9 protein-coding genes are annotated in these 22,559 nt (G+C 71.8%); all 9 read left to right on the forward strand.

Annotation, left to right across the window (positions count from 1 at the left end):
- The first annotated feature begins 6 nt into the window (after window positions 1–6).
- The 9 genes from ACH4U7_RS21360 (at window position 7) to ACH4U7_RS21400 (ending at window position 22,546) form a co-directional block, all read left to right on the forward strand.
- Window positions 7–969 (forward strand): ABC transporter permease, encoded by a 963-nt coding sequence (locus ACH4U7_RS21360; protein WP_398529448.1) that lies wholly within the window; start codon window positions 7–9, stop codon window positions 967–969.
- Entirely contained in the window at window positions 966–1,865 is a 900-nt protein-coding gene (locus ACH4U7_RS21365) for an ABC transporter permease (protein ID WP_398529449.1), read from the forward strand. Before ACH4U7_RS21360 ends, ACH4U7_RS21365 begins: the two co-directional genes overlap by 4 nt.
- Window positions 1,862–3,619 (forward strand): dipeptide ABC transporter ATP-binding protein, encoded by a 1,758-nt coding sequence (locus ACH4U7_RS21370; RefSeq protein WP_398529450.1) that lies wholly within the window; start codon window positions 1,862–1,864, stop codon window positions 3,617–3,619. Before ACH4U7_RS21365 ends, ACH4U7_RS21370 begins: the two co-directional genes overlap by 4 nt.
- Window positions 3,620–3,630: 11 nt before the next feature.
- Window positions 3,631–4,590 carry an ROK family protein gene (locus ACH4U7_RS21375; protein ID WP_398529802.1) on the forward strand — a complete coding sequence of 320 codons (960 nt, stop codon included), beginning with the start codon at window positions 3,631–3,633 and terminating at the stop codon, window positions 4,588–4,590.
- A 338-nt stretch (window positions 4,591–4,928) separates the two neighbouring features.
- On the forward strand, window positions 4,929–8,036 hold the full coding sequence (locus tag ACH4U7_RS21380) for an amino acid adenylation domain-containing protein (protein WP_398529451.1): 3,108 nt from the start codon (window positions 4,929–4,931) through the stop codon (window positions 8,034–8,036).
- A 2-nt stretch (window positions 8,037–8,038) separates the two neighbouring features.
- A complete protein-coding gene (locus ACH4U7_RS21385; protein WP_398529452.1) occupies window positions 8,039–10,639 on the forward strand; it encodes a beta-ketoacyl synthase N-terminal-like domain-containing protein in 2,601 nt (866 codons plus the stop codon).
- Window positions 10,636–14,127 carry an amino acid adenylation domain-containing protein gene (locus ACH4U7_RS21390; RefSeq protein WP_398529453.1) on the forward strand — a complete coding sequence of 1,164 codons (3,492 nt, stop codon included), beginning with the start codon at window positions 10,636–10,638 and terminating at the stop codon, window positions 14,125–14,127. Before ACH4U7_RS21385 ends, ACH4U7_RS21390 begins: the two co-directional genes overlap by 4 nt.
- Window positions 14,128–14,279: 152 nt before the next feature.
- Window positions 14,280–21,515, forward strand: coding sequence for an amino acid adenylation domain-containing protein (locus ACH4U7_RS21395; protein WP_398529454.1), 7,236 nt, complete (start codon window positions 14,280–14,282; stop codon window positions 21,513–21,515).
- Window positions 21,512–22,546 carry a MupA/Atu3671 family FMN-dependent luciferase-like monooxygenase gene (locus ACH4U7_RS21400; protein ID WP_398529455.1) on the forward strand — a complete coding sequence of 345 codons (1,035 nt, stop codon included), beginning with the start codon at window positions 21,512–21,514 and terminating at the stop codon, window positions 22,544–22,546. Before ACH4U7_RS21395 ends, ACH4U7_RS21400 begins: the two co-directional genes overlap by 4 nt.
- The last annotated feature ends 13 nt before the right edge of the window (window positions 22,547–22,559 follow it).

Here is a 22,559-nt window from a genome sequence, read left to right on the forward strand (position 1 = left end):
AAACACATGAGTACTCCTTCGTACCTGATCAGACGCGTGCTCCAGGCCGTCGCGGTGATCGTGATCGTGACGATCGTGGTCTTCGGTCTGCTGCACGCCCTGCCCGGGGGCCCCGCCCGCGGCATCCTCGGCCCGCAGGCCACGGCGCAGCAGATCGCCCGCTTCAACCACGAACAGGGCCTCGACCAGTCTCTGCCCGTGCAGTACCTCCACTACCTGAACCAGTTGCTGCACGGCGACCTCGGCACCTCGTACACCCTGAACGCGCCGGTCTCCCGGCTCATCGGGGAGCGGCTGCCGAAGACCCTGGTCCTGACCGTCCTGTCGATGGTCATCGGCCTTCTCCTGGCGATCCCGCTGGGGATGTGGCAGGCCGTGCGCCGCAACAGGCCGGTGGACTATGTCATCACCACGCTGAGCTTCATCGCCTACTCCACGCCGGTGTACTTCCTCGGGTTGATCCTGATTCTGGTGTTCAGCCAGGTGCTGCCGTGGTTCCCGTCCCAGGCGCCGCAGGGGGACTCGCTCGCCCAGGTGTTCTCCGACCCGCAGGCCCTGGTACTGCCGGTGGCCGCCGGCGCCGCCTCCATGGTCGCGGTGTTCAGCCGCTACATGCGCGCCGCCACCTTGGAGAATCTCTCCGAGGACTACGTCAGGACGGCGCGGGCCGGGGGTTCCCGCTCCCGCGCCATCCTGCGGCGGCACGTCTTCCGTAACTCCCTGACCCCCGTGATCGCCATGCTCGGCTACTACCTGCCGGTGCTCTTCGGCGGTGCGCTGGTGGTGGAGCAGCTCTTCAACTACCCCGGCATGGGATTGCTGTTCTGGTCCGCCGCACAGGCCTCCGACTACCCGGTCCTGCTGGGCTGCGTGCTGGTCATCGCCGTCGCCACCGTGGTCGGCACGCTGCTCGCCGACATCGTCCAGCGGATCATCGATCCCCGAGTGAAGGCAGGCAGCCGGGCATGAGCGCCGTCATCCAGCCGGCCAAGACGCCCGGCACCGCGGACACCCCCCGTGAGAGCTCCGGCACCCGGCTCGCCGTGCGGCGCTTCCTGCGCAACCGGCTCGCCGTCGCCGGGCTCGGCGTCGTGGTGTTCTTCGTCCTGTTCTGCTTCGTGGGCCCGCTGGTGTACCACACGGACCAGACCCACACGGCCCTCCAGCAGGTCAACCTCTCGCCGAGCGGAACACACTGGCTCGGCACCGACGCCGTCGGCCACGACGAGCTGGGCCGGCTGATGTACGGCGGCAAGGTGTCGCTGGTCGTCGGTCTCGCCGCAGGCGTCCTGGCCACCGTCATCGGCACCCTGTGGGGCGCGGCCGCGGGCTATGCCGGCGGCTGGATCGACGCGGTGATGATGCGGATCGTGGACGCGGGCATCGCCATCCCCGCCCTCTTCATCCTGCTGGTGGTCTCCGCCATCACCACCCCCGGCCTGGCCGGCCTGATCCTCATCCTCGGGCTGGTGTCATGGCTGGTGCCGACGCGGCTCATCCGGGCCGAGACCCTGAGCCTGAAGAATCGCGACTACATACTGACTCTGCGGGCCATCGGGGGAACACACGCCCGCGCGATCCTGCGGCACATATTGCCCAACTCCGTGTCGACCATCATCGTTGCCACGACCTTCCAGATCGCCGACGCCATCCTCCTCGTAGCGTACGTCTCCTACCTGGGCCTGGGCCTGCAGCCGCCGGCCACCGACTGGGGCGGCATGCTCTCCGCGGGACTCACCGCCGCCTACTCCGGCTATTGGTGGCTCATCCTGCCGCCCGGCCTGGCCATCATCCTGGTGGTGTGGGCGTTCAACGCGATAGGGGACGGGCTCCGTGACGCATTCGACGTGAGGGGACGCGGATGACCGCCACCCAGGCCTCCGCCGCCCTGACGGCCGAGCCGATTCTCGAACTCGACGACCTCGGTGTCGTCTTCACCACCGAGTCCGCGGAGGTTCCCGCCGTACAGGGGGTGTCCCTGCACGTCCGTCCCGGTGAGACCCTCGCTCTGGTCGGCGAGTCGGGCTCCGGAAAGTCCACCGTCGCGCTGGCCGCGATGGGGCTGCTGACCGGAAACGCCCGTGTCACGGGCCAGGCCGTGATCGACGGCACCGACATCGTCGGCGCTGACGAGGCTGGGCTCGCCGCGCTGCGCGGCCGGACCGTCTCCATGGTGTTCCAGGAGCCGGCCACCGCGCTCGACCCGCTCACCCGGATCGGCAGGCAGATCGCCGAGGTGATCCGCAACCACAACGACGTCTCCGCCAAGGACGCCGCCGCTCGCGCCGTCGGCCTGCTGCGCAGGGTCGGCATCCCCGAGCCGGAGAAACGCGCGGCCGCCTACCCCTTCCAGCTCTCCGGGGGCCAGCGCCAGCGGGTGGTCATCGCCATGGCCATCGCAAACGACCCGGCCCTCCTGATCGCCGATGAGCCGACCACCGCGCTGGACGTCACCGTGCAGGCCGAGATCCTCGACCTGCTGCGCAGGCTCGCCGCCGAGACCGGCACCGGCGTCCTGCTCGTCACCCACAACATGGGTGTGGTCGCCGACTTCGCGGACCGGGTCGCCGTGATGTACCAGGGCCGGATCGTGGAGACCGGCCCGGTCGAGGACGTACTGCTGCGCCCGTCCCACGACTACACCCGGCGGCTGCTGGCCGCCGTGCCCCGGCTGTCGGTCGCGGAGTCCGACGAGCGCCCGCCGGCCTCACGTCGCCGCAGCGCCACGGCAGTTGGCGAGGCCCGCCCGGACGACGGGTCCGGCAGCGGCGACGCCACCGCGCCGGTCGTCGAACTGCGCGACATCTCGGTGGTGTTCGGCCGCGGAAAGCGCGCGGTGCACGCCCTGGACGGTGTCTCGCTCGTCGTCCGCCCCGGCGAGACCCTGGGCCTGGTGGGCGAGTCGGGCTCCGGCAAGTCCACCGCGGCGCGGGTCGCACTCGGCTTGATCCCGCCGACGTCCGGCGCCGTGTCGCTGTTCGGCGCCGACCTGGCCCGTACCCGTTCTCGTGCCCGCCGGAGGCTGCGGTCCGGCATAGGCGTGGTCCTCCAGGACCCGGTCGCCTCGCTCGACGCCAGGATGACGGTCGGCGAGTGCGTCGCCGAGCCGCTGCGGGTACATCGCCGTGAACTGTCCGCCCAGGAACAGCGCAGCAGGGTTGAAGCAGTGCTCGACCGGGTCCGGCTGCCCCGCGACATCGTCCGGCGCGCCCCCCGCGAGCTGTCCGGCGGTCAGCGTCAGCGGGTCAGTCTGGCCCGCGCGCTGGTGCTCGAGCCCCGGCTGCTGGTCGCCGACGAGCCCACCAGCGCGCTCGACGTGAGCGTGCAGGAGTCCGTGCTGAAGGTCATCACGGAACTGCAGGACGAGCTGGGCTTCGCCTGCCTGTTCGTCTCCCACGACCTCGCCGTCGTCCAGCACTTCGCCCGCCGGGTCGCCGTCATGCGGGCCGGGCGGATCGAGGAGCAGGGCCCCACCGATGAGACGCTGCTGCGCCCGGAAACCGACTACACCCGGCGGCTGCTGGCCGCCGTGCCGGTCCCCGACCCGGTGGTGCAACGCGGACGCAGGGCCGAACGCCTGGCCACCTTGGCGGCCGGACGCACGGAGGCCGAGGCGTGAACGACCGCCCATTGTTCGCCGGCGTGGACATCGGCGGGACCACGACCCAGGTAGTGCTGTGCGACGACGACCTCACGGTGCTCGACCGGGCCGGAACGACCACTCCGGCGGCCTCCGGCGGGCAGGCCATGATGGACGCCGCGCTCGGTGTACTGGAACCGCTGTTGCGGCGTACGCCCGGCCGGCTGATCGGTGCCGGCGTCGGCGCGGCCGGGGTGGTGGACACCGCCGAGGGCCGCATCCTGGTGGCCAGCGACTCCTTCAGCGGCTGGTCAGGTTTCCCTGTCACCGCCGCCGTGGAGGACGCCCTGGGCGTTCCCGCGTTCCTCGACAACGACGTCAACGCGTTCCTGCGCGGGGAGGTATCGGGCGGCGCGGTACGGGGCGAGCCCGATGTTCTCGGCATTGCGCTGGGCACGGGCGTGGGCGGCGCACTGTGGGCGGGCGGCCGGCTCTTCACCGGCCCGCACGGCGCGGCCGGCGAGATCGGGCACATCCCCGGATTCGGCGATTTGCCCTGTACCTGCGGGGGGCGTGGCCACCTGGAGACCTTGGCCTCCGGCCGTTCCATCGGGGCCCGATTCGCCGACCGCACCGGCCGCCGGCTCACCGCGCGAGAGGTCGCCGACGCGGCCGCGTACGGCGACGAGGACGCCCTGGAGGTGTACCGCGTCGCCGGCGCCGGGCTCGCGCGGGCGGTCGTCATGACAGCCGGCCTGGTGGACATCACCACGGTGGTGATCGGTGGCGGCGTCAGCCGTGCCTGGCACCTTCTTGAGCCCGTCGTACGGGCAGAGCTCGCCGAGGAGCCCCCGGTCAGTGGTCACCCGGTCCGCCTGGTCCGTGCCCGGCTCGGCGCCGATGCCGTACCCGTGGGCGCCGCCGCTCGCGCCCGCCTGGAGACGACGGCGATTCGCACGGCCAACCGCCGAGTCAAGAGGCTCGATGAAAATCAGCCACGCCAGACTTAATATCGCCAAGAGTCACGGCCGACATCATGCGCACCAAAGCGGGCAACAAGGCGGTACGCTCCTCAATCCACACCCCCAAGTGCGTGACCTGCATCACAAAACCGGGACAGCTCTGGTCGGCGCCACGCCGCGTGTCGCAAACTCACTGCGATCTTCTGTTAGAGGAATTGCTCACGGGGAACTCGGTTACGGGGGGCAACAGTGGGTCATCTATCGATTCAGATGCGCGCTTCCAGATCCAGCGGATCGCCGGTTTTGAGGCATATCGCCGCTGATATTCAGGCAAGCTCAAGGAAACCAGGACATCTCGCATTCCAGCACCTCTCCAGGGTGACTCTGTGAATTCCGCCGGGCATCCGCTGTCCCGGCAGCAGCAGACCGTCTGGGCGTCGCAGCAACTCCAGCCCGACGCGGACTCCTACCATGTTCCCGTGGCCTACCGCCTTTCAGGTCACGTCGCCGAGAAGGAGCTTGCCGAGGCCATCCGGTCGGTGCTGGACCGGCACCCCGCGCTGCGTGTGGCGATTCATCAGTTATCGAGCGGCGAACTTCGTCAGAGCGTACGCCCCACGCCGGATCGCGTCCTGGACGTACACCAGGTGACAGCCGATGAGCTGCAGGAACGGCTCACCGCAGCCGCTTCGGAGCCGTTCTCCGGTGAAACCGCGTGCCGTGTGCGAGCCGACTTGTTCCGGCTGTCCCCGCAGGACGCCGTTCTCCTCATGGTGTTCGACCACATCACGGTGGACGCACCTTCGGTCGGCCTGATCATCGAGGAATTAGGCCAGGCCTATACCGAGGCCCTCGACGGCCGCCTCCCGGCGGATGCACCTATTGACGAGTCGCCCTATTTCGCCTACGTCCGCCAGCAGCAGGAGTGGACGAATCTCCCCGAAGAGCAGGAACACACCGACTTCTGGGAGAAATACCTGGAGGGCATGGACGTACTCGCGTCCGCACCACGCAAGCGCCCGTACGGCAATGAGTCGCCCATTCGCCACTCCTCCTGCCCGCTGTCCTTTCGGGCGGATTTCTTCGAGCTCGTCGAACGCCGGCGGGTGACCCCCTTCGCAGTGCTGCTGTCCGCTTACTCTCTGACGCTTCAGCACTTCCTCCGCTCCGATGACGTCGTCGTCTCCTATCCGGCTGTCGACTGGCGACGCACCGAATTCGACAGGGTGGTGGGGCTGTTTACGGACATGATGCTCTTCCGCTGCCCTCCGCAGGCTGAAACAAGCCTTCAGGAGTACGTCCGGGGGGTTCAGGAATCGCTCTTCACCTGCCTGGAGCATCAGGGAGAGTCCCTGGAGAAGCTGTGGGCCCGCATGCGGGTGATCGCCGGTGGCGGTGCGGCCCTCCCGGCCATGCTGTCCGTCAACGACCTGGGCACAGGCCCCCGGTTGCGCGGGCTGGATGTGGAACGCATCCCGCTGATCCCGCGTGACGGCAAGTCGGAACTGCTGCTGGCCATCAACATCAGCGGCACCGAAATCACCGGGCGGCTGGACTTCGATCCCGACGTGTACGCCCCGGCCACCGCACAGCGGCTGGCCCGCGCGTGGGAAACCGTGCTCGGCCAGATCCTCGACGGCTGGGACGGCGCCGCGCGGGAAGTGGAGCTCATCACCGAGGCCGACCGCTCCCTGGTGCTGGACACCTGGAACGCGCCGCCCGGCGAGCTGGACTCGCCGCACGTCCCGGAGTCCTTCCTGCGTCAGGCCACCGCCGCCCCCGAGAAGGTCGCCCTGATCGACGAGGGACACGAGGTCACCTACGGGGAACTGGAACGGGCCTCCCGCTCCCTTGCCGCCCGTATCACGGCCCTCGGCCTCCCCTCGGGGAGCGTCGTCGCGCTCTGCCTGCCGAGGTCGGCCCGGTTCGTCGAGGCGGCCCTGGCCGTGCTCCGATGCGGGCTGGCCTTCCTCCCCGTCGACATGGAACAGCCGCCGCGCCGACGCGCCTTCGTCCTGTCCGACGCGGGAGCGGCAGCCGTGATCGCGCCGAGCCATGCCGGACTCGACGCTCTGCCGCCCGGGGTGAAGCCGCTCGGCCTGGACGCCGCCGAAGCCGCTGCCCCAGGCGACGGGTTCGAAGACCGGCCGGTGGACGCCGAGGCCCCCGCCTACGTCATCACGACGTCCGGAAGCACCGGGCTGCCCAAGGCGGTCGTCGTCCCGCACCGTGCACTGACCAACAACCTCCGGTGGAAGCGGAACGAGTTCGGCTTCCGCCCGGAGGACCGCTTCTACTTCAAGACGCCGCCCATCTTCGACGCGTCGGTGTGGGAGTACCTCGCCCCGCTCACCGTGGGCGCCACGCTGGTGGTGGCGCCTCCGGGTGCGCACCGGGACCCGGCGTCCATGCTCGGCGAGATGCGGCGCCACGCGGTGACCGTGGCGCAGTTCGTCCCCACCCTGCTCAAGGCCCTGCTGGCAGAGGACGGGTGGGGCGGCCTCCCCGCGCTGCGCTGGATCTTCGCCGGTGGAGAGGCCCTCGACTCCTGGGTCGTGAAAGCCGTGGGAAAGAGATGTCATGCCCAGGTCACCAACCTGTACGGGCCGACCGAAGCGGGCTGCGACGCGACGTCCCACGTGTGCCGCCCCGGCGCCGAGCCGGAAGCGGCGGTGCCCATCGGCCGTCCCATTCCCGGGGGCCAGGCCTATGTGCTCGGGCCCGGCGGGCAGTTGCTGCCCCCGACCTTCGTGGGGGAGCTCTGCCTCGGCGGGCTCCCGCTGGCTCTCGGATACGCCAACCGCGCCGGACTGACCGCCGAACGGTTCGTACCGCACCGGTTCGGCGAGGATCCCGGCGCGTTGCTCTACCGGACGGGTGACCTCGCCAGCTTCACCGAGGACGGCCTGCTCGAGTTCCACGGGCGCGACGACGGGCAGGCGAAGCTCCGCGGACTGCGGGTGGAACTGGACGGGATACGCAACCTGCTGCTCGGGCACCCCGGAATCCAGGACGCCGTCGTGACGGTCCGCCCCGAGCTCCCGGACTCCCTGCTCGCCTACGTCGTCTCCGAACCGGACGACGTCCTCGCCGACCTCCGCGGACACCTCGCCGACCGGCTGCCCCCGGAGCACCTGCCCACCCACTTCGTACGGCTGGCGGAGCTGCCCCTCACCGCCACCGGAAAGGTGGACGTACGAGCGCTGCCACTGCCCGAGGCGGGAGCCGCCCCGTCGTCGCACAGCGAACCGCGTACCGGCCTCGAACGGCGGCTCGCCGCGCTGTGGGCGGAGGTCCTGGGCACGGAACCCGACCGGGTGCCCCGTGACGTGAGCCTGTTCCAGCTCGGGGGCAGCTCACTGACCCTGATCCATCTGCATCGCCGGCTCAGGACGGAGATCGCGCCCGGCTTGTCGGTGACGGACCTGTTCAAGTACCCGACCGTTGCCGCTGTCGCCCGCTCGCTGAGTGGCCCGGAGAACGACGGAGGATGAGCATGACCCTTGCGCAGGAGAGCCAGCTCATAGCGGTGGTCGGGATGGCCTGCCGTTTCCCCGGCGCCCGTGACACCGACGAGTACTGGAACGCGCTCATGAAGGGGACGACGTCCCTGGTGCCGCTGACGGCCGACGAACTCGCGGCGAAGGGCGTCCCCCGGGAGGTGCTCGCCGACCCGAGTTACGTTCCCGTGGCCGGGGCGCTCGAAGACGTGGAGATGTTCGACGCCGCCTACTTCGGGATCCCGCCCGCCGAGGCGGCTGCCATGGATCCGCAGCACCGCCTCTTCCTCCAGGAAGCGGTGCACGCCCTGGAGCACGCGGGGTGGGCGGGCGGCGAGGACCGCAGGGTCGGGGTCTTCTGCGGCTCCGGCGAGAACCGTTACGCGGCGACGCTGCCCAGCCCGGACAGCGGCGCCCGGACCCACCGGTCCATGTCCGACGCCCCCGCCGCGCTGCCCCTGCGCGTCTCCTACCATCTCGACCTGCGAGGGCCGAGCGTCTTCATCAGCAGCCTGTGCTCCACCTCGCTCACCGCCGTCCACCTCGCCAGGCGCAGCCTGTTGGCGGGCGAGTGCGAACTCGCCCTGGCGGGCGCGGTGTCCGTGCGGCTGCCACAGCACCACGGCTATCGCGCGCTCGACGGCTCCGTCATGTCCCCGGACGGCCGGCTGCGCCCGTTCGACAGCGCGGCAGCGGGCACCGTACCCGGAAGCGGCGCGGGAATCGTCGTCCTCAAGCGCCTGGACGACGCCCTGCGCGACGGCGACACCGTCCACGCCGTCATCCGCGGCTCCGCCCTCAACAACGACGGGGCGGACCGGCAGAGCTTCGCCGCGCCGAGCGTGCGCGGACAGCGCGACGTCGTCATCGCCGCCCTCACCGACGCGGGTATCGACCCGGCGACCGTGGGGTACGTCGAGGCGCACGGCACCGGCACCTCCCTCGGGGACCCCGTGGAACTCGCGGCGCTCCGCGAGGCCCGGGAACAGCTGGGTGCCACCACTCCCTGTGCGATCGGTGCCGTGAAGTCGTCCCTGGGGCACCTGGACACCGCTGCCGGCATGGCCGGGCTCATCAAGGCCGTACTCGCCGTCCGTGAAGGCACGGTGCCCGCGACGGTGGGGCACGACGAACTCAACCCCCTCATCGACCTGGGGGACAGCGGCCTGTACATCAGCGTGGGCACCCACCCGTGGCCGCATACGGAGCACCCCCGGCGCGCCGCCGTCACCGCGCTCGGCGTCGGCGGCACCAACGTCCACCTGGTGCTGGAACAGCCACCCAGGCAATCCGCACCCGCACCGTCCGGGCCGGCCGCCCCGGACGAGCCCCACATCTTCCCGCTCTCCGCCCATACGCCGCGCTCGTTCGACCGGCTCTGCGACCGGCTCGCCGAGACGCTGGACCACAAGGAACACGCCCCGGGCGATGTGGCCCGCACCCTCCAAGAGGGCCGCCACCACCGCACGCTGCGCCGGGCCTGGGTCTCCCCCTCCCTCAAGGGGATCAGCACCGCCCTGCGCGAGAAGCCCGTCCCCGCGCCGGCGGAAGGGCTCGTGCTGGCGATCGACCTCGGAGACGAGAACCCGTACCCGCTCGACGAGCGGCTCGGCGAGCGCATCCCGGAGCTCCGCCGCGCCCTGGAGCACACGGGCTCCGGGGCCTCCCGGGCGGTGGTCGCGGCGCACACCGCGCGGGGCCTGCTCGACGCCCTGGCCGCACGGGGAGTCGTCCCGGACGCCGTGGCCGCGGTGGGCGCCGGCGAGTACCTGGCGTTCGCCCATGCCGGAGCCCTGCCCTGGGACGTGGCGCTCCGCTGCGCCGAGCGTCACAGCCGGGCTCTGGAGGCGTCACTGCCCGGCGGGGATCTGAGCGTCTGCGAACGGCTGCTGGACGAGATCGAACGGGACCTCGCCACCTGCCCGCCCACCCCTCTGGCCGTCGAGGTGCGATCGCTCACCTCGGGCACCGGTTTCCCCGCCGGCCGCGTACCGCCGACGGGACACCTGCCGACGATGACCCGGGCCGCGGTGACCGGAGAAGAAGCCTCCGCGCCCCTGCCGGGCTGCCCCGGCCTGCTCGACGGCGCGGCAGGCTGGGAGCAGTGGCTGCGTCTGGTCGCCCACTGCTGGGAACGGGGCGCCGACGTGTCCTGGCACCTGCTGCGCGGGGCCGGACGCCGGATTCCGCTGCCGGGCTACCCGTTCGACGAGGCCCGCCATTGGGCCGCTCCGGCGCCGGATGCCACCGCGGGACACACCCCCATACCTGCCGGCACCACCGCCGCCACCTCCCGCTCCGACGGTGCGCAGGACGTCCTGACCGAACTGGGCGCCATCTGGCGGACGGTCCTCGGTGTTCCCGAGGTGGCGCCCGAGGACAGCTTCTTCGACCTCGGCGGGCACTCGCTGCTCGCCTCCCAGGTCATGACCAGGATCCGCGAGCTGTTCGAGGTGCGGATCCCCCTCGGCGATCTGCTGGACGCCGAGACGCTGGAAGGCATGTCCGAGCTCGTGCAGGGCGAGCTTGCCGCGCTGCGTGTCTACGCGACGCAGACCGCCCCGACCGACGAAGCGATGGAGACGGTGGAACTGTGAGCGTCACCCGCTTTCTGGAGGACATGTCCGCGCGCGGGATCCGCATCGCGCCCAACGGCGAGAAGCTGTCGGTGTCAGGCCCCGACGGCGCCCTCACCGACGCCGTCAAGGACTCCATCCGCACGCAACGCGCGGAGATACTCCGGTTCTTCCGCGAGTACGAGGAGGAGCAGTACCGTCGCGGCGTCCGCATTCAGCGCGTCGACCGCCGGAAACCGATCCCCGCGTCCTATGCCCAGCAGCGCCTGTGGCTGGTGGAGCAGACGGCGAGCGACCTGTCGGTCTACAACATGTACTTCGCCACCGAATTCCGGGGCGACCTGGACGAAGCGGCCCTGCGCGGCGCCGCCGACGATCTCGTGCGGCGCCACGAGATCCTGCGCACGGCCCTGACCGAGACGCCGGAGGGCCTGTTCCAGACCATCGACGACGCATGTGCGGCGCCGTTCGGGACACACCGGGCGGACACCCCGGAGGAATACGACAGGCTGCTCCTCGACGTCGTCTCCACGCGTTTCGACCTGGCCGCGGCCCCGCTCATCCGCTTCGACCTGCTGCGCACGGCGGAGCGGCGGTGGACCTTCGTCGTCACACAGCACCACGTCATCTCGGACGGCTGGTCCACCGGGCTGATCAAGAAGGAACTGTCCGAGTTGTACGCGGCGCGCGTCGCCGGGCGGAGCCCGCGGTTACCCGAGCTCTCCGTGCAATACGCTGACTACGCCGTCTGGGAGCGCGAATGGCTCGGCAGCGACCTGGCGCAGCGGCAGCGCGCGTACTGGCGCGACAGGCTCGCCGAGCTTCCACCGCTGCTTGACCTGGTCCCCTCCCGGCAGCGCCAGGCGGTGCAGAGCTATCGCGGCTCCGCGCTGACCTTCCGGTACCGACGCGAACTCCTCGACAAGGTACGGGGGTTGTGCGGGGAGACCGGCACCACCCTCTACAGCACCTTCATGGCGGCGTACTCACTGCTGCTGTCCCGTATGACGCGGCAGTCCGACATCGCCGTCGGCAGCCCTCTGGCCAACCGGCCCTATCCGGCGCTGGAGCGGACCCTGGGGCTGTTCTTCAACACCATCACCGTGCGGACCCGGGTCGATGAGAGCAGTACCGTCCGCGAATACCTGGCGCAGACCCGGAGCAGCGCGTTCGACGCCTTCGCCCACCAGGACCTTCCTTTCGACCAGGTGGTGCAGGCGACGGCCCCCGAGCGCAGCAGCTCGCACTCCCCGATCTTCCAGACCATCTTCATCCTGCAGACCTATCCGGGCGAGCAGTTCACCTTGCCCGGTGTCCACGCCGAGGCCGCTCCGACCCCCTTCTACTCGGCCCAGTACGACCTGATGTTCAAGCTGCGCGAAGACAGCCGGGCGGCCGGCCTGCAGGGGCTGCTGGTCTACAACGACACGCTGTTCGACGAGGCCGACGCGCGGCGCTTCGCCGACTGTTTCGTCCGTCTTGTGGAGCGTATGTGCGAGGACCCGGACGCACGGCTCGCGGACCTGCCGCTGATCGACCCCGGCAGCTCCCGGCGCATCGACCGGTGGAACGCCGGCACCAGCCGGCCGGTGCCGGCGCGGCGCGTGGAGGAGGAGCTCCTCGACCGGCTGCGCGAGGATCCCGAGCGGGCGGCCGTCACGTTCCGGGGGTCCGTGCTCTCCCGGGGTGAACTGGCGCGCAGGGCCGAGTCCGTCGCCGCCGGCCTGCGCTCCGCGGGGCTGCGGCCCGGCGGCCGGGTGGGCGTGCTGGTGCCCAGGTCGCCGGAGCTCATCGCCGTGCTGCTGGGGATCCTCCGGGCGGGGCTGGTTTACGTGCCCCTGGACGGGGCCGCTCCGGACGGGCGCACCACGTCCATGCTCGACTCGGCCGGCTGCGTCGCGCTCGTGACCGGGGAGGTGTACGAGGGCAGATGCCCGTCGTTCGCCGGTGTGCGGCTGAGCGCCGCGGACCTGCTCCGGCACCCGGGGACGGCCGGCTCCCCGGGTGAGGCCGCCGCCGACGCCGCCTATGTCATCTTCACCTCCGGCTCCACCGGGCGGCCCAAGGGCGTCGAGGTATCGCACGCGAATGTGCTGAACCTCTTCACCGCCCTCGACGCGGTGGCTTCGCCTCCGGATCCGGCCGTGTGGCTCGCCGTCACCCAGGTCACCTTCGACATCGCGGTGGTCGAGCTGTTGTGGACCGTGGCCCGCGGTGTTCCCGTGGTGCTCTCGGAGACGTCCGAGACGCTGCGGCACACCACGAGTGACCCGCAGGGGCTTCAGGCGCCCGCGACCATCCCGGAGCTCATCCGTCGTGAGGGGGCGACGGCCATGCAGGCGACCCCCACGCTGCTGCGCGGCGTGCTCCGCCTGCCCGGCGCCGAAAGCGCCCTGGCCGGACTCCGGCTGCTGATGGTGGGCGGCGAGCCGCTCGACCTCACTCTGGCCCGACAGCTCAAGGACCTCGGCATCCCACGCGTGCTGAACATGTACGGACCGACGGAGACCACCGTGTGGTCGACCTGCTGGGAGGTCCCGCGGGAGCCCGACCGCATCCTCGTGGGCCGGCCGCTGGCGAACACCGCGGCCCACGTGGTGGACGCGACGCTGGGCCCCGTGCCGATCGGCATGTTCGGCGAGCTGGTCCTCGCGGGGGCCGGTGTGGCCCGCGGCTACGTCGGCAGTCCCGGGCTCACCGCCGAACGCTTCCCCACCCTCCCCGCCCTGTGCGCTCCCTCCCTGTCCGCCGACGGTCGTGTCTACCGCACGGGGGACATCGCCCGGTGGCTGCCGAGCGGTGAGATCGAGCTGGTCGGCAGGGTCGACAACCAGGTCAAGGTGGGCGGCTACCGGATCGAGCTGGAGGAGGTGGAGCACGCGCTCAACTCCCTTGCCGGAATAGCTGAATCCGCTGTGACCGTCCAGCGTGAGCGGGAGCGCGGCCTGCTGGTCGCCCACTATGTGCCGGCCCCCGGCGCGGTGATCGACGAGGCGTATCTGCGGGCCGGGCTCGCCGATCTGCTCCCGGATCAGATGGTGCCCGCGGCCTTCGCGCCCTGTGCCGCCCTGCCCACCACCAGCAGCGGCAAAACGGACCGCAACGCCTTGCCGCACATCCGCGTCGACACCCGGGAGCAGACGGCCAAAGAGCCGGCGAACGATCTGGAGGCCCGGCTGCTTGCGGTCTGGCGAGCGGTGCTCGGCGACGACGGCATCGGCCCGGCCGACGACTTCTTCCAGTCGGGGGGCACGTCGATCCTCGTCGCCCAGCTGCTCACGGAGGTGCGCGACCGGGTGCACGAGGATGCGCGGATCGTCGACCTGTTCCGCTACCCCAGTGTCCGGGCGTACGCGGCCCATGTCAGCGGGGCGTCCCCGGCCGAGGACCCGCGGCGCGGTCGGGCGCCGGCCGCGGACGCCCGCCGGGCGGCCCGGCAACGGCGTGGCCAACAGGTCTCCCGCAAGAAGCAGCTCCGGGCGGACGCGTTCCGGCCCGTCAACGACTGACCCCCATCCCGCGCTCCCCCATCCCGCGCACCCCCCATCCCGCGCACTCGGCGTTTCGCGCGCCGCTGCCCCACGCGTCCCTCGCCGCATCCCGGTACGCCGACTCGCCGCCACCGCGAGTGCGTGCCGGCAGAAGTCCCGGAGTGTGAGCCTTGGCTGCCGATCTTCCCGACGAACCCGACGACGAGCTCCCGGCGATCGCCATCACCGGTATGGCCTGCCGCTTCCCCGGGGCGGATTCCACCGATGCGTTCTGGGAGCTGCTGCGCGACGGCGTGGAGCCCCGGGAGACCGTTCCCGACAAGGAGTTGAGGCGCGCGGGACTGCTCGACCGGGTGCGCGACGACCCGTCGTACGTCGCCACCCGTATGCGGTTCACGGACCCCTCGCTCTTCGACGCGGGCTACTTCGGCATGACTCCGGCCGAGGCGGCCGCGACCGACCCGCAGCAGCGCCTTCTGCTGGAGACCACGGTCCACGCCCTTCAGGACGCCGCTCTCGAACCCGGGACGTTCGACGGCAGCGTCGGCGTGTACCTGGGCATGAACCTCTCGGACTACCTGCTGCGCCATGTGATGAGCCACCCCGAGGTGGTCGAGGCCCTGGGCTGGCACCGCGTCCTCATGGGCAACGACCGGGGTTTCACCGCGACCGGTGTGTCCTACCGCCTGGGCCTGACGGGCCCGAGTGCGGCGGTCGACTGCGCCTGCTCCTCCAGCCTCGCGGCGGTGCACCATGCCTGCCGCGCGCTGCTGGACTACGAGGCGGACGCCGCCGTGGCCGGTGGCGCCGGCATCAAACCGACCGACCTCGGCTACTCCTATGTGGAGGGCGGCATAGGTTCCCCCGACGGCCGCTGCCGGCCCTTCTCCGCGGACGCCCGGGGCACGGTGTTCTCCAGCGGTGTCGGGGTCGTGGTGCTGCGGCGTCTGGAGGACGCGCTCGCCGACGGCGACCGGGTACTCGCGGTGATCCGAGCCGGCGGTGTCAACAACGACGGGGCGCGGAAGAGCGGTTACACCGCGCCCAGCGCCCGGGGACAGGCCGAGCTGATCGCCTCGGTGCTCGACCTGGCGGGCGTCGACGCCGATCAGGTCTCCTACGTGGAGGCGCACGGCACGGGCACCGCCCTCGGCGACCCCATCGAGGTGAGTGCCCTCACCGAGGCCTTCCGCACGACGAGCCGTGCGACCGGCTTCTGCGGGATCGGGTCCGTGAAGTCCAACATCGGTCATCTGGACTCGGCCTCGGGGATCGCCGGCCTGATCAAGGTGGTCCTCGCGCTGCGCCACCGCACCCTGCCCCCGACTCTGTGGTGCGAGGAGACCAGTCCGCACATCGACTTCGACACCTCGCCGTTCCGGGTCACCGGAAAGCTGCAGCCATGGGACGGCCCGCGACCGCTGCTCGCCGGGGTGAGCTCGTTCGGCGTGGGCGGCACGAATGTGCACGTGCTGGTGGAAGAGGCGCCGGAGGTGCCGGCGGGGCCGGAGGCGGCCGCCGACAGCGTGCCCCGCAACGCACGGCTGCTGCCCTTCTCGGCCGCGTCGCGTACGGCCCTGGACGCATGGGAGTCCGGCCTGCGGGAGCGGCTTTCGGCTCAGACTCCGGACGGCGTGCGCGACATGGCGTACACCCTTGCCCGCGGACATGCCGTACTGCCCTTCCGGCGCGCACTGCTCTGGGCCTGTGGCCGGGAACCCGTCACCCTCGACGGGGACGGCGCGGACACGGGGCGCGGCGGATTCGCCTTCGTGCTGCGGGATGCCGAACCCGACCAGCAGGCGGTCCAGGAACTTCTCGATCACCACCCGGCGTTCCGGAAAACCGCCGAACGGCTCGTCGGGCCGTGGGCCGCGGCGCACGGCCTGACGGTCCAGCAGGCGTTGCGCACCCTGGCGGCCCGGGCCCCGGCAGTGCTGACCTCCACCGTCGTATCACTGGGCGAGGCCGCCGTGTGGGCGGAGCGCCGGGGAGCCGCCCCCCGAGCCGTCGTCGCCGCCCGGGCGTCCCGCCCCGCCGCGGCTGTGCTGGCCGGCGCGCTGACGGAGGACGAACTCGCCGCCGCCATGGTGGACTTCTCCTTCGACGGCGCCCCTGTGGCCGACGGCATGGGATCCGACGAACACGTCCTGCGCCGGGTGTCGCTCCGTCCGCTGACCATCCCCTGGTACGACGAGGACGGAGCGGAACTGTGCCCGGCGGGCCGCCGGCCGGACCCGGCCCTGGCCTTCGGCAACGCCGCGGCCACACCGGGCCGGCGCACCCTGCCGCCCCGGATCTCGGCGCTCGTGCACCTCGGCGCGGCCGCGGCGCTCCCTGCCGCCACGGTCCCGGGCGTGTTCGCGGGAGCGGTCCACGTCGTCGGTCCGTCCGGCACGCGAGGCGGCGACGCCTCGCTGCTCGGGCGCCTCGGCCGCGCCTGGGCGCTGGGACTCCTGGAGGACCGCTCGGGACTCGTCGATGCCGCCGGCGGCCGCGTCGTGGACCTCCCCGCGTACCCCTTCGACCGGCAGCGGCACTGGCTGGAACCACGGCCGCCGCAGGGCGCCGTCGAGCGGTCCGTACGCTCCGGTGGCCCGCGGCCCCTGGCGGTGGAAGCGGCGGAGGAGGCGGGCGGTGCGGAAACCGCCGGACAGTCGGCCCGGCACATCTTCGCGCAGTGTCTGGGGGTCGACGACGTCGCGGAGGACGACGACCTGTTCACACTCGGCGGTGACTCCCTGCTCGCCACCCGGGTCGTGGCCATGGCCCGTGCGCGGCTCCGGGTGAACGTACCGTTCGGCACGTTCCTGCGGGAGCCGACCCCGGCCCACCTGGCCCGGCTGGCACACAGAGAGCAGGACGAGGAGGAGGAAGCGGCGGCGGGCGCCGGAGCACGACCCGAGCCGCGCGATCGAGGCCCGGTGTCCGCCGACGGTCCGATCCCCCTGACTCCCCTTCAGGAAAGGTTCCTGTTCCTCAGCGAGATCGACGGCGCGGCCGAGGCGTACAACGTGCCGGTTCTCGCCGACCTGCGCGGCCCGGTGGACATCGAGGCGCTGCGTGCCGCGCTCGCCGACGTCGTCGCCCGGCACGAGAGCCTGCGCGTGGTGTTCCGCACGACCGCGGACGGCACGACGCAGGAGATCCTGCCCGAGGTGCCCGTCGAGCTCCCCGTTCTCGCCGTCGACGGCGAGGAGTCCCTGCGGTCCGCGATCGCCGGACTGCTGGACCGCGGGCTCCCGCTGGACCGGGCTCCCGCCTTCGCCGCGCGCGTCTTCACCACCGGGCCCGGCCGGCACGTCCTCGCCCTCTCGGTGCATCACATCTGCGCGGACGCCCAATCCACCGGCATCCTGCTGCGTGACCTCTACGCCTGCTACGCGGAGCGAACCGGTGGCGACAAGGCCGCCCTGCCCGCCATCGAAGGTCTGCCGGCCGCCCATATGCGTGCCGTCGCCGCATGGCTGACCTCCGCGGACGCCGACCGGCAGCTGCGCTTCTGGCTGGACGAGCTGGCGGATCTGCCCGAGCCGCTCCAGCTGCCGGGTGACCGGCCGCCCGGTGCGGTCCGCGGCTACCGGGGCAGCACCGTCGACTTCGCCCTTCCGGCGGAACTCTCCGGCCGGGTCCGCGCGCTGGCCGAGCAGCACGGCGTGACGCCCTTCGTCGTCGTACTCGCCGTCTTCTTCCTGCTGCTCGGCAGGGTCACCGGGCGGACGGATCTCGTCGTCGGGACACCGGTCTCCGGACGGCACCGGCCCGAGACCCGCGACCTCATCGGGAACTTCGTGAACACCCTCCCGCTCCGGGTGCGGACCGAGGAAGCCCTGGACTTCCACGCGTTGCTGGGGCAGGTGGCCGAGCGGGTGACCACGGCCCTGGACCACCAGGATCTGCCCGTCGAGGTGCTCACCCGCCGGCTGGGAGGCAGCGGCCAGGACCTGAACGCCACCCCGATATTCCAGGTGCTGTTCAACATGCTCAACCTGGACGCGGGCAGTGCCGCGCCGCCGGCCGGACTCGAGTGCCGCCCCCTGCCGTTCGAGCGGCACACCAGCCCGTACGAGCTCTCCCTGGACTGGTGGTTCGGCCGGGACGGGAGCATTACCGGACGCTTCCTCTACAACACCGAACGCTTCGAGAGGGAGACCGTCGCAGGGTGGCAGGACACCTTCGCCTTTCTCCTGGCCACCGTCGTGGACGCGGCGGACCGACCGCTGAGGGACGTCCCCTCCGAGTCGCCCGCCACCGCCGCCCGGACCTCCGCGGCCCTGGCCGGCCCGCGGGTCCCCGTCCCGCCGCGCCCGGTCCACGCGGTCTTCGCCGACTGGGCGGCCAGGGAACCCGGCCGCCTCGCGGTCACCGACGGCCGGACCTCCCTGACGTACGGCGAACTGGCCCGTGTCTCGGCGGGGGTGGCCGACCTGCTCGCCGGGCTCGGCGTACGTCCCGGCCAAAACGTGGGCATCGCCATGGAACGGGGCGTGCCCCTGGTCGGCGCTCTCGTGGGCGTGATGCGCGCGGGAGCAACGCCGGTGCCCTTCGACCTGACTCACCCGCGGCGGAGACTCGCGGCCATGGCCGAGGACTGCGGCGCCGCCGTCGTCATCTCCGAGCGCAAGGAGGACGCCGACTTCGCCGCCTGCGCGACGGCTCTGGAGCTGGCGGACATCACGGCGGTGCGAGGCGGTGCGGACAGCGTCCCGGGCGACGCGGTGGACCTGTCGGTGGGTGCCTATCTGACCTACACGAGCGGCACCACGGGCCGGCCGAAGGGCATCCACTTCCCCCACCGCGCGCTGGCGAACCTCATCCACTGGGAGACCGCCGGCCACACCGCGGGGCTGCGCCGGCTACAGCTCGCGTCCTTCGGTTTCGACGCCTCCTTCCACGAGGCGTTCGCCGCCCTGTGCTCGGGCGGCTCCCTCCACATCGCCGACGACGAGACCAAACACGACCACGACATGCTGGCCGGCTTCATCCGGGACCACCGGGTGGAGAAGGCCATCCTGCCGGTGTCCCTCCTGCACGCGCTCGCCGCACGCTTCGGACACGACACCGCCGCCTTCTCCTCGCTCAAGGAGATCGCCTCCACCGGCGAACAGCTGCGCCTGAGCGCGTCGGTGATCTCCTTCTTCGAGTCCCTGAAGGAATGCCGGCTGATCAACAACTACGGCCCGGCCGAGACACACGTGGTGACCTCCTACCGGTTCAGCGGACCGCCGCGTGCCTGGCCACGGCACGCACCGATCGGCCGCCCGATCCAGAACGTCACGCTGTCCGTGCTGGACGGGCAGGGCCGCGACGCTCCCCGCGGCTCGGTCGGCGAGCTGGTCATCCACGGCGACTGCGTGGCCACCGGCTATCTGGGACAGCCGCGGCTGACCGCGGAACGCTTCCCGCGTCCGGGCCCGGACGGCGGCACGGCGCACACCGCACGCGCGTACCGCAGCGGAGACAGAGCCCGGCTGCTGCGCTCGGGCGACATCGAGTTCCTGGGCCGTGGCGACAACCAGGTCAAGATCCGCGGCTTCCGTGTGGAGCTGGGCGAGGTGGAGACGGTGATCCGCGAGGACCCGGCGATCCGCGACGTCGCCCTGGTCGTCGGCGGCACGGAGGGCGATCGGCGCATCGACGCCTATGTGGTGGCCGCTTCCGGGGCCGGGGTGGCCGAGCGGACCCGCGACCGGCTCAGGGATGAGCTGCCGGCGGCGATGGTGCCGTCGTCCTTCACCGTCCTCGACAGCCTCCCGGTCAATGTCAACGGGAAGGTCGAGGTGTCCCGGCTGCCCCGGCCGGGCAGCCCGGTACCGCGGAGTGCGGGCGCGGACGCGGGCGCGGACTCCTCCGAGGCGGACGGTGCCCTGCACGGTGTCCTGGCCGTCTTCCGCCGCGTACTGGACAACCCGCTGCTCGGCCCGGACGAGGACTTCTTCGACGCCGGCGGCCACTCCCTGCTCGCCACCCGCGTCATCCACGGCGTACGGGAGGAATGCGGCATCCGGCTGTCGGTGCGGGAGCTCTACCGGCGCGGCACGGCCGCGGAGGTCGCCGCCCTGGTGGCCGGCCACCGCCCCGTGACAGACGCCGAGGAAGAGCTGCCCGCCGTCGCCGCTCCGCTCGTCGTCCCTGCGGGGCACCGCGCGCTCCTCGACGGTTCCCCGTCCTCCGACCGGCAGAAGACCTTCGTGTTCGACACCGGGCAACGGCTGGACCCGGCACGGCTGAGTACGGCGGTGGATGCCGTCCTCGGCCGGCACGCGGCCCTCCGCGTGCCGTATGCGGCGGATGCGGCGGCCGATACGGACGGGGAGTCGCGGGCCCGGACACAGGGCTTCACCGTGCTCGATCCGCCCGGGACGCCGGCGGGCATGACACCACACGAGGCCGCGGCATGGATGTACGACCGGGGTCAGCGCAGGCCCATCGATCCCGCCGGGGAACCTCTGTTCCGGGTCGCGGCGGCGCAGCTGCCCGAAGGCCCCACCCTGCTGGCGCTGACCGTCCATCTGGCCGCCCTGGACGGGCGGAGCCTGAACACCTTGTGCCGTTCCCTCGCCGAGGCCTACGCCACGCCAACGGCCCCCCGTGAAACGGACGACGGATTCCTGCGCCACCTCACCTGGCGGCAGTCCCTGACCGGCAGCGAGCGCGCCGAGGAGACCGTGCACCGGTGGCGCCGGCTTCTGCCCCGTGCCCCGCGGGAAGCCGACACCCTCGGCCCCGCGGCCGACGGGGAGATCGCCGGGCAGCGGTCCTGGGCCCCCGGGCAGCGGCTCCAGCAGACGCTGCGCCAGCGGTGTGCGGAGCACCGCGTCACCCCCTTCCTGCTGCACCTCACCGCCTTCGCCACCGCCCTGGCCTGGTCGCGGGACGAGGACGAGGTCTGCCTGGCGCTGGCGCTGGACGGCAGGATCCACCCCTCCCTCGACGCGACGGTCGGCAGCTTCGCCAACGTCGTCCCCTTCCCGTTCCGCCTGCGCGCCGCGGAGCCGCTGCGCCACGCCCTGGAGGCCGTACGCGAGGTCTTCGACGACGTGGACGGTGTACGCACCGTGAACTACGCCGACCTCGCGGCCGCCGACGAGGGGCTCGGGGCCTTCCGGAGCCTTCCGGTCGTCTTCACCTATGCGCGCGACGAGGGCGAGCCGCTGCGGCTCGGCACGCGGGAACTACGTGCCGTCGGGCCCGACGTACTGGCCGCCGGGCAGCGGCTGCAGCTGACGGTCGCCGACGGCCCGCGCGCCTTCCGCACCCAGCTCACGTACGCCCGCAGCCCTGCCGAGCGGCGGGACGCACAGGTGATGGCGCTGTATCGCACCGTGCTGTACGCCCTCGTGTTCGAGGCCGACACCACCGCCGCGGACCTTGCCGCATCCATCGATCCCGGGGAGGGCGCGTGAAGTTCAGCCTTTTCTTCTTCGCCAACGGGCAGGACACCACCGAGCAGTACCGTCTCCTCCTCGATGCGGCGCGGTTCGCGGACACGGAGGGCTTCTCGGCCGTCTGGACGCCGGAGCGGCACTTCCACGACTTCGGCGCGCCGTTCCCCAACCCCTCCGTCACCTCGGCGGCCGTGGCCGCCATCACCTCCCGCGTCGACGTACGCGCCGGAAGTGTCGTGCTTCCGCTGCACGATCGCCTGCGCGTCGCCGAGGAGTGGGCCGTCGTCGACCAGCTCTCGGGCGGCCGGGCGGGCCTCGCCATCGCCTCTGGCTGGAACCCGCAGGACTTCGTCCTGGCACCCGGCAACTTCGAGCAGAACAAAAACCTGGTCCGTGACGGCATCCCGGAGCTGCGCGCGCTGTGGTCCGGTGAGGCCGTGCGCCGTCCGGGGCCGGGCGGGGAGGAGCGGCTCATCCACACCTACCCGCGCCCCCGGCAGGACGAGCTGCCCCTCTGGGTCACCGCGGCAGGCTCCGCCGAGACGTTCTCCCTCGCGGGAGAGCTGGGGTGCGGCATTCTGACCCACCTTCTCGGGCAGTCCTGGGACCGGCTGGAGGACAATCTGGCCGACTACAGCGAGGCGCTCGAAGCCGCGGGATACGGCATCGAAAGCGACCGTGTGACGGTCATGCTGCACACGTTCGTCGCCGAGGACAGCCGTACGGCGCTGGAGACGGCCCGTGCCCCCATGACCGCGTACATGCGCTCGTCCATGAGCCTCTTCGGCCTCAAGTCGCCGCAGAGTCACGGCGTGGGACCGGCGTCGGACGCCGCGATGCGCGAGTTGCTGGACCACGCCTACGAGGAGCACGCGCGGACCCGGTGCCTCATCGGCTCCGTGGACAGCTGTCTGCCCATCGTCGAACGCCTCGCCGACCTGGGTGTCGACGAACTCGCCTGTCTGATCGACTTCGGCGTCGCGGCGGACGAGGCGCTCGGCGCGCTGCGGAACCTGGCGGTGCTGCGGGAGAGGTGCGAACAGCTGTGATCTCCCGGACCGG

The sequence above is a fragment of the Streptomyces sp. NPDC020845 genome (assembly GCF_044334165.1).
In the GTDB taxonomy this organism is placed as follows: domain Bacteria; phylum Actinomycetota; class Actinomycetes; order Streptomycetales; family Streptomycetaceae; genus Streptomyces.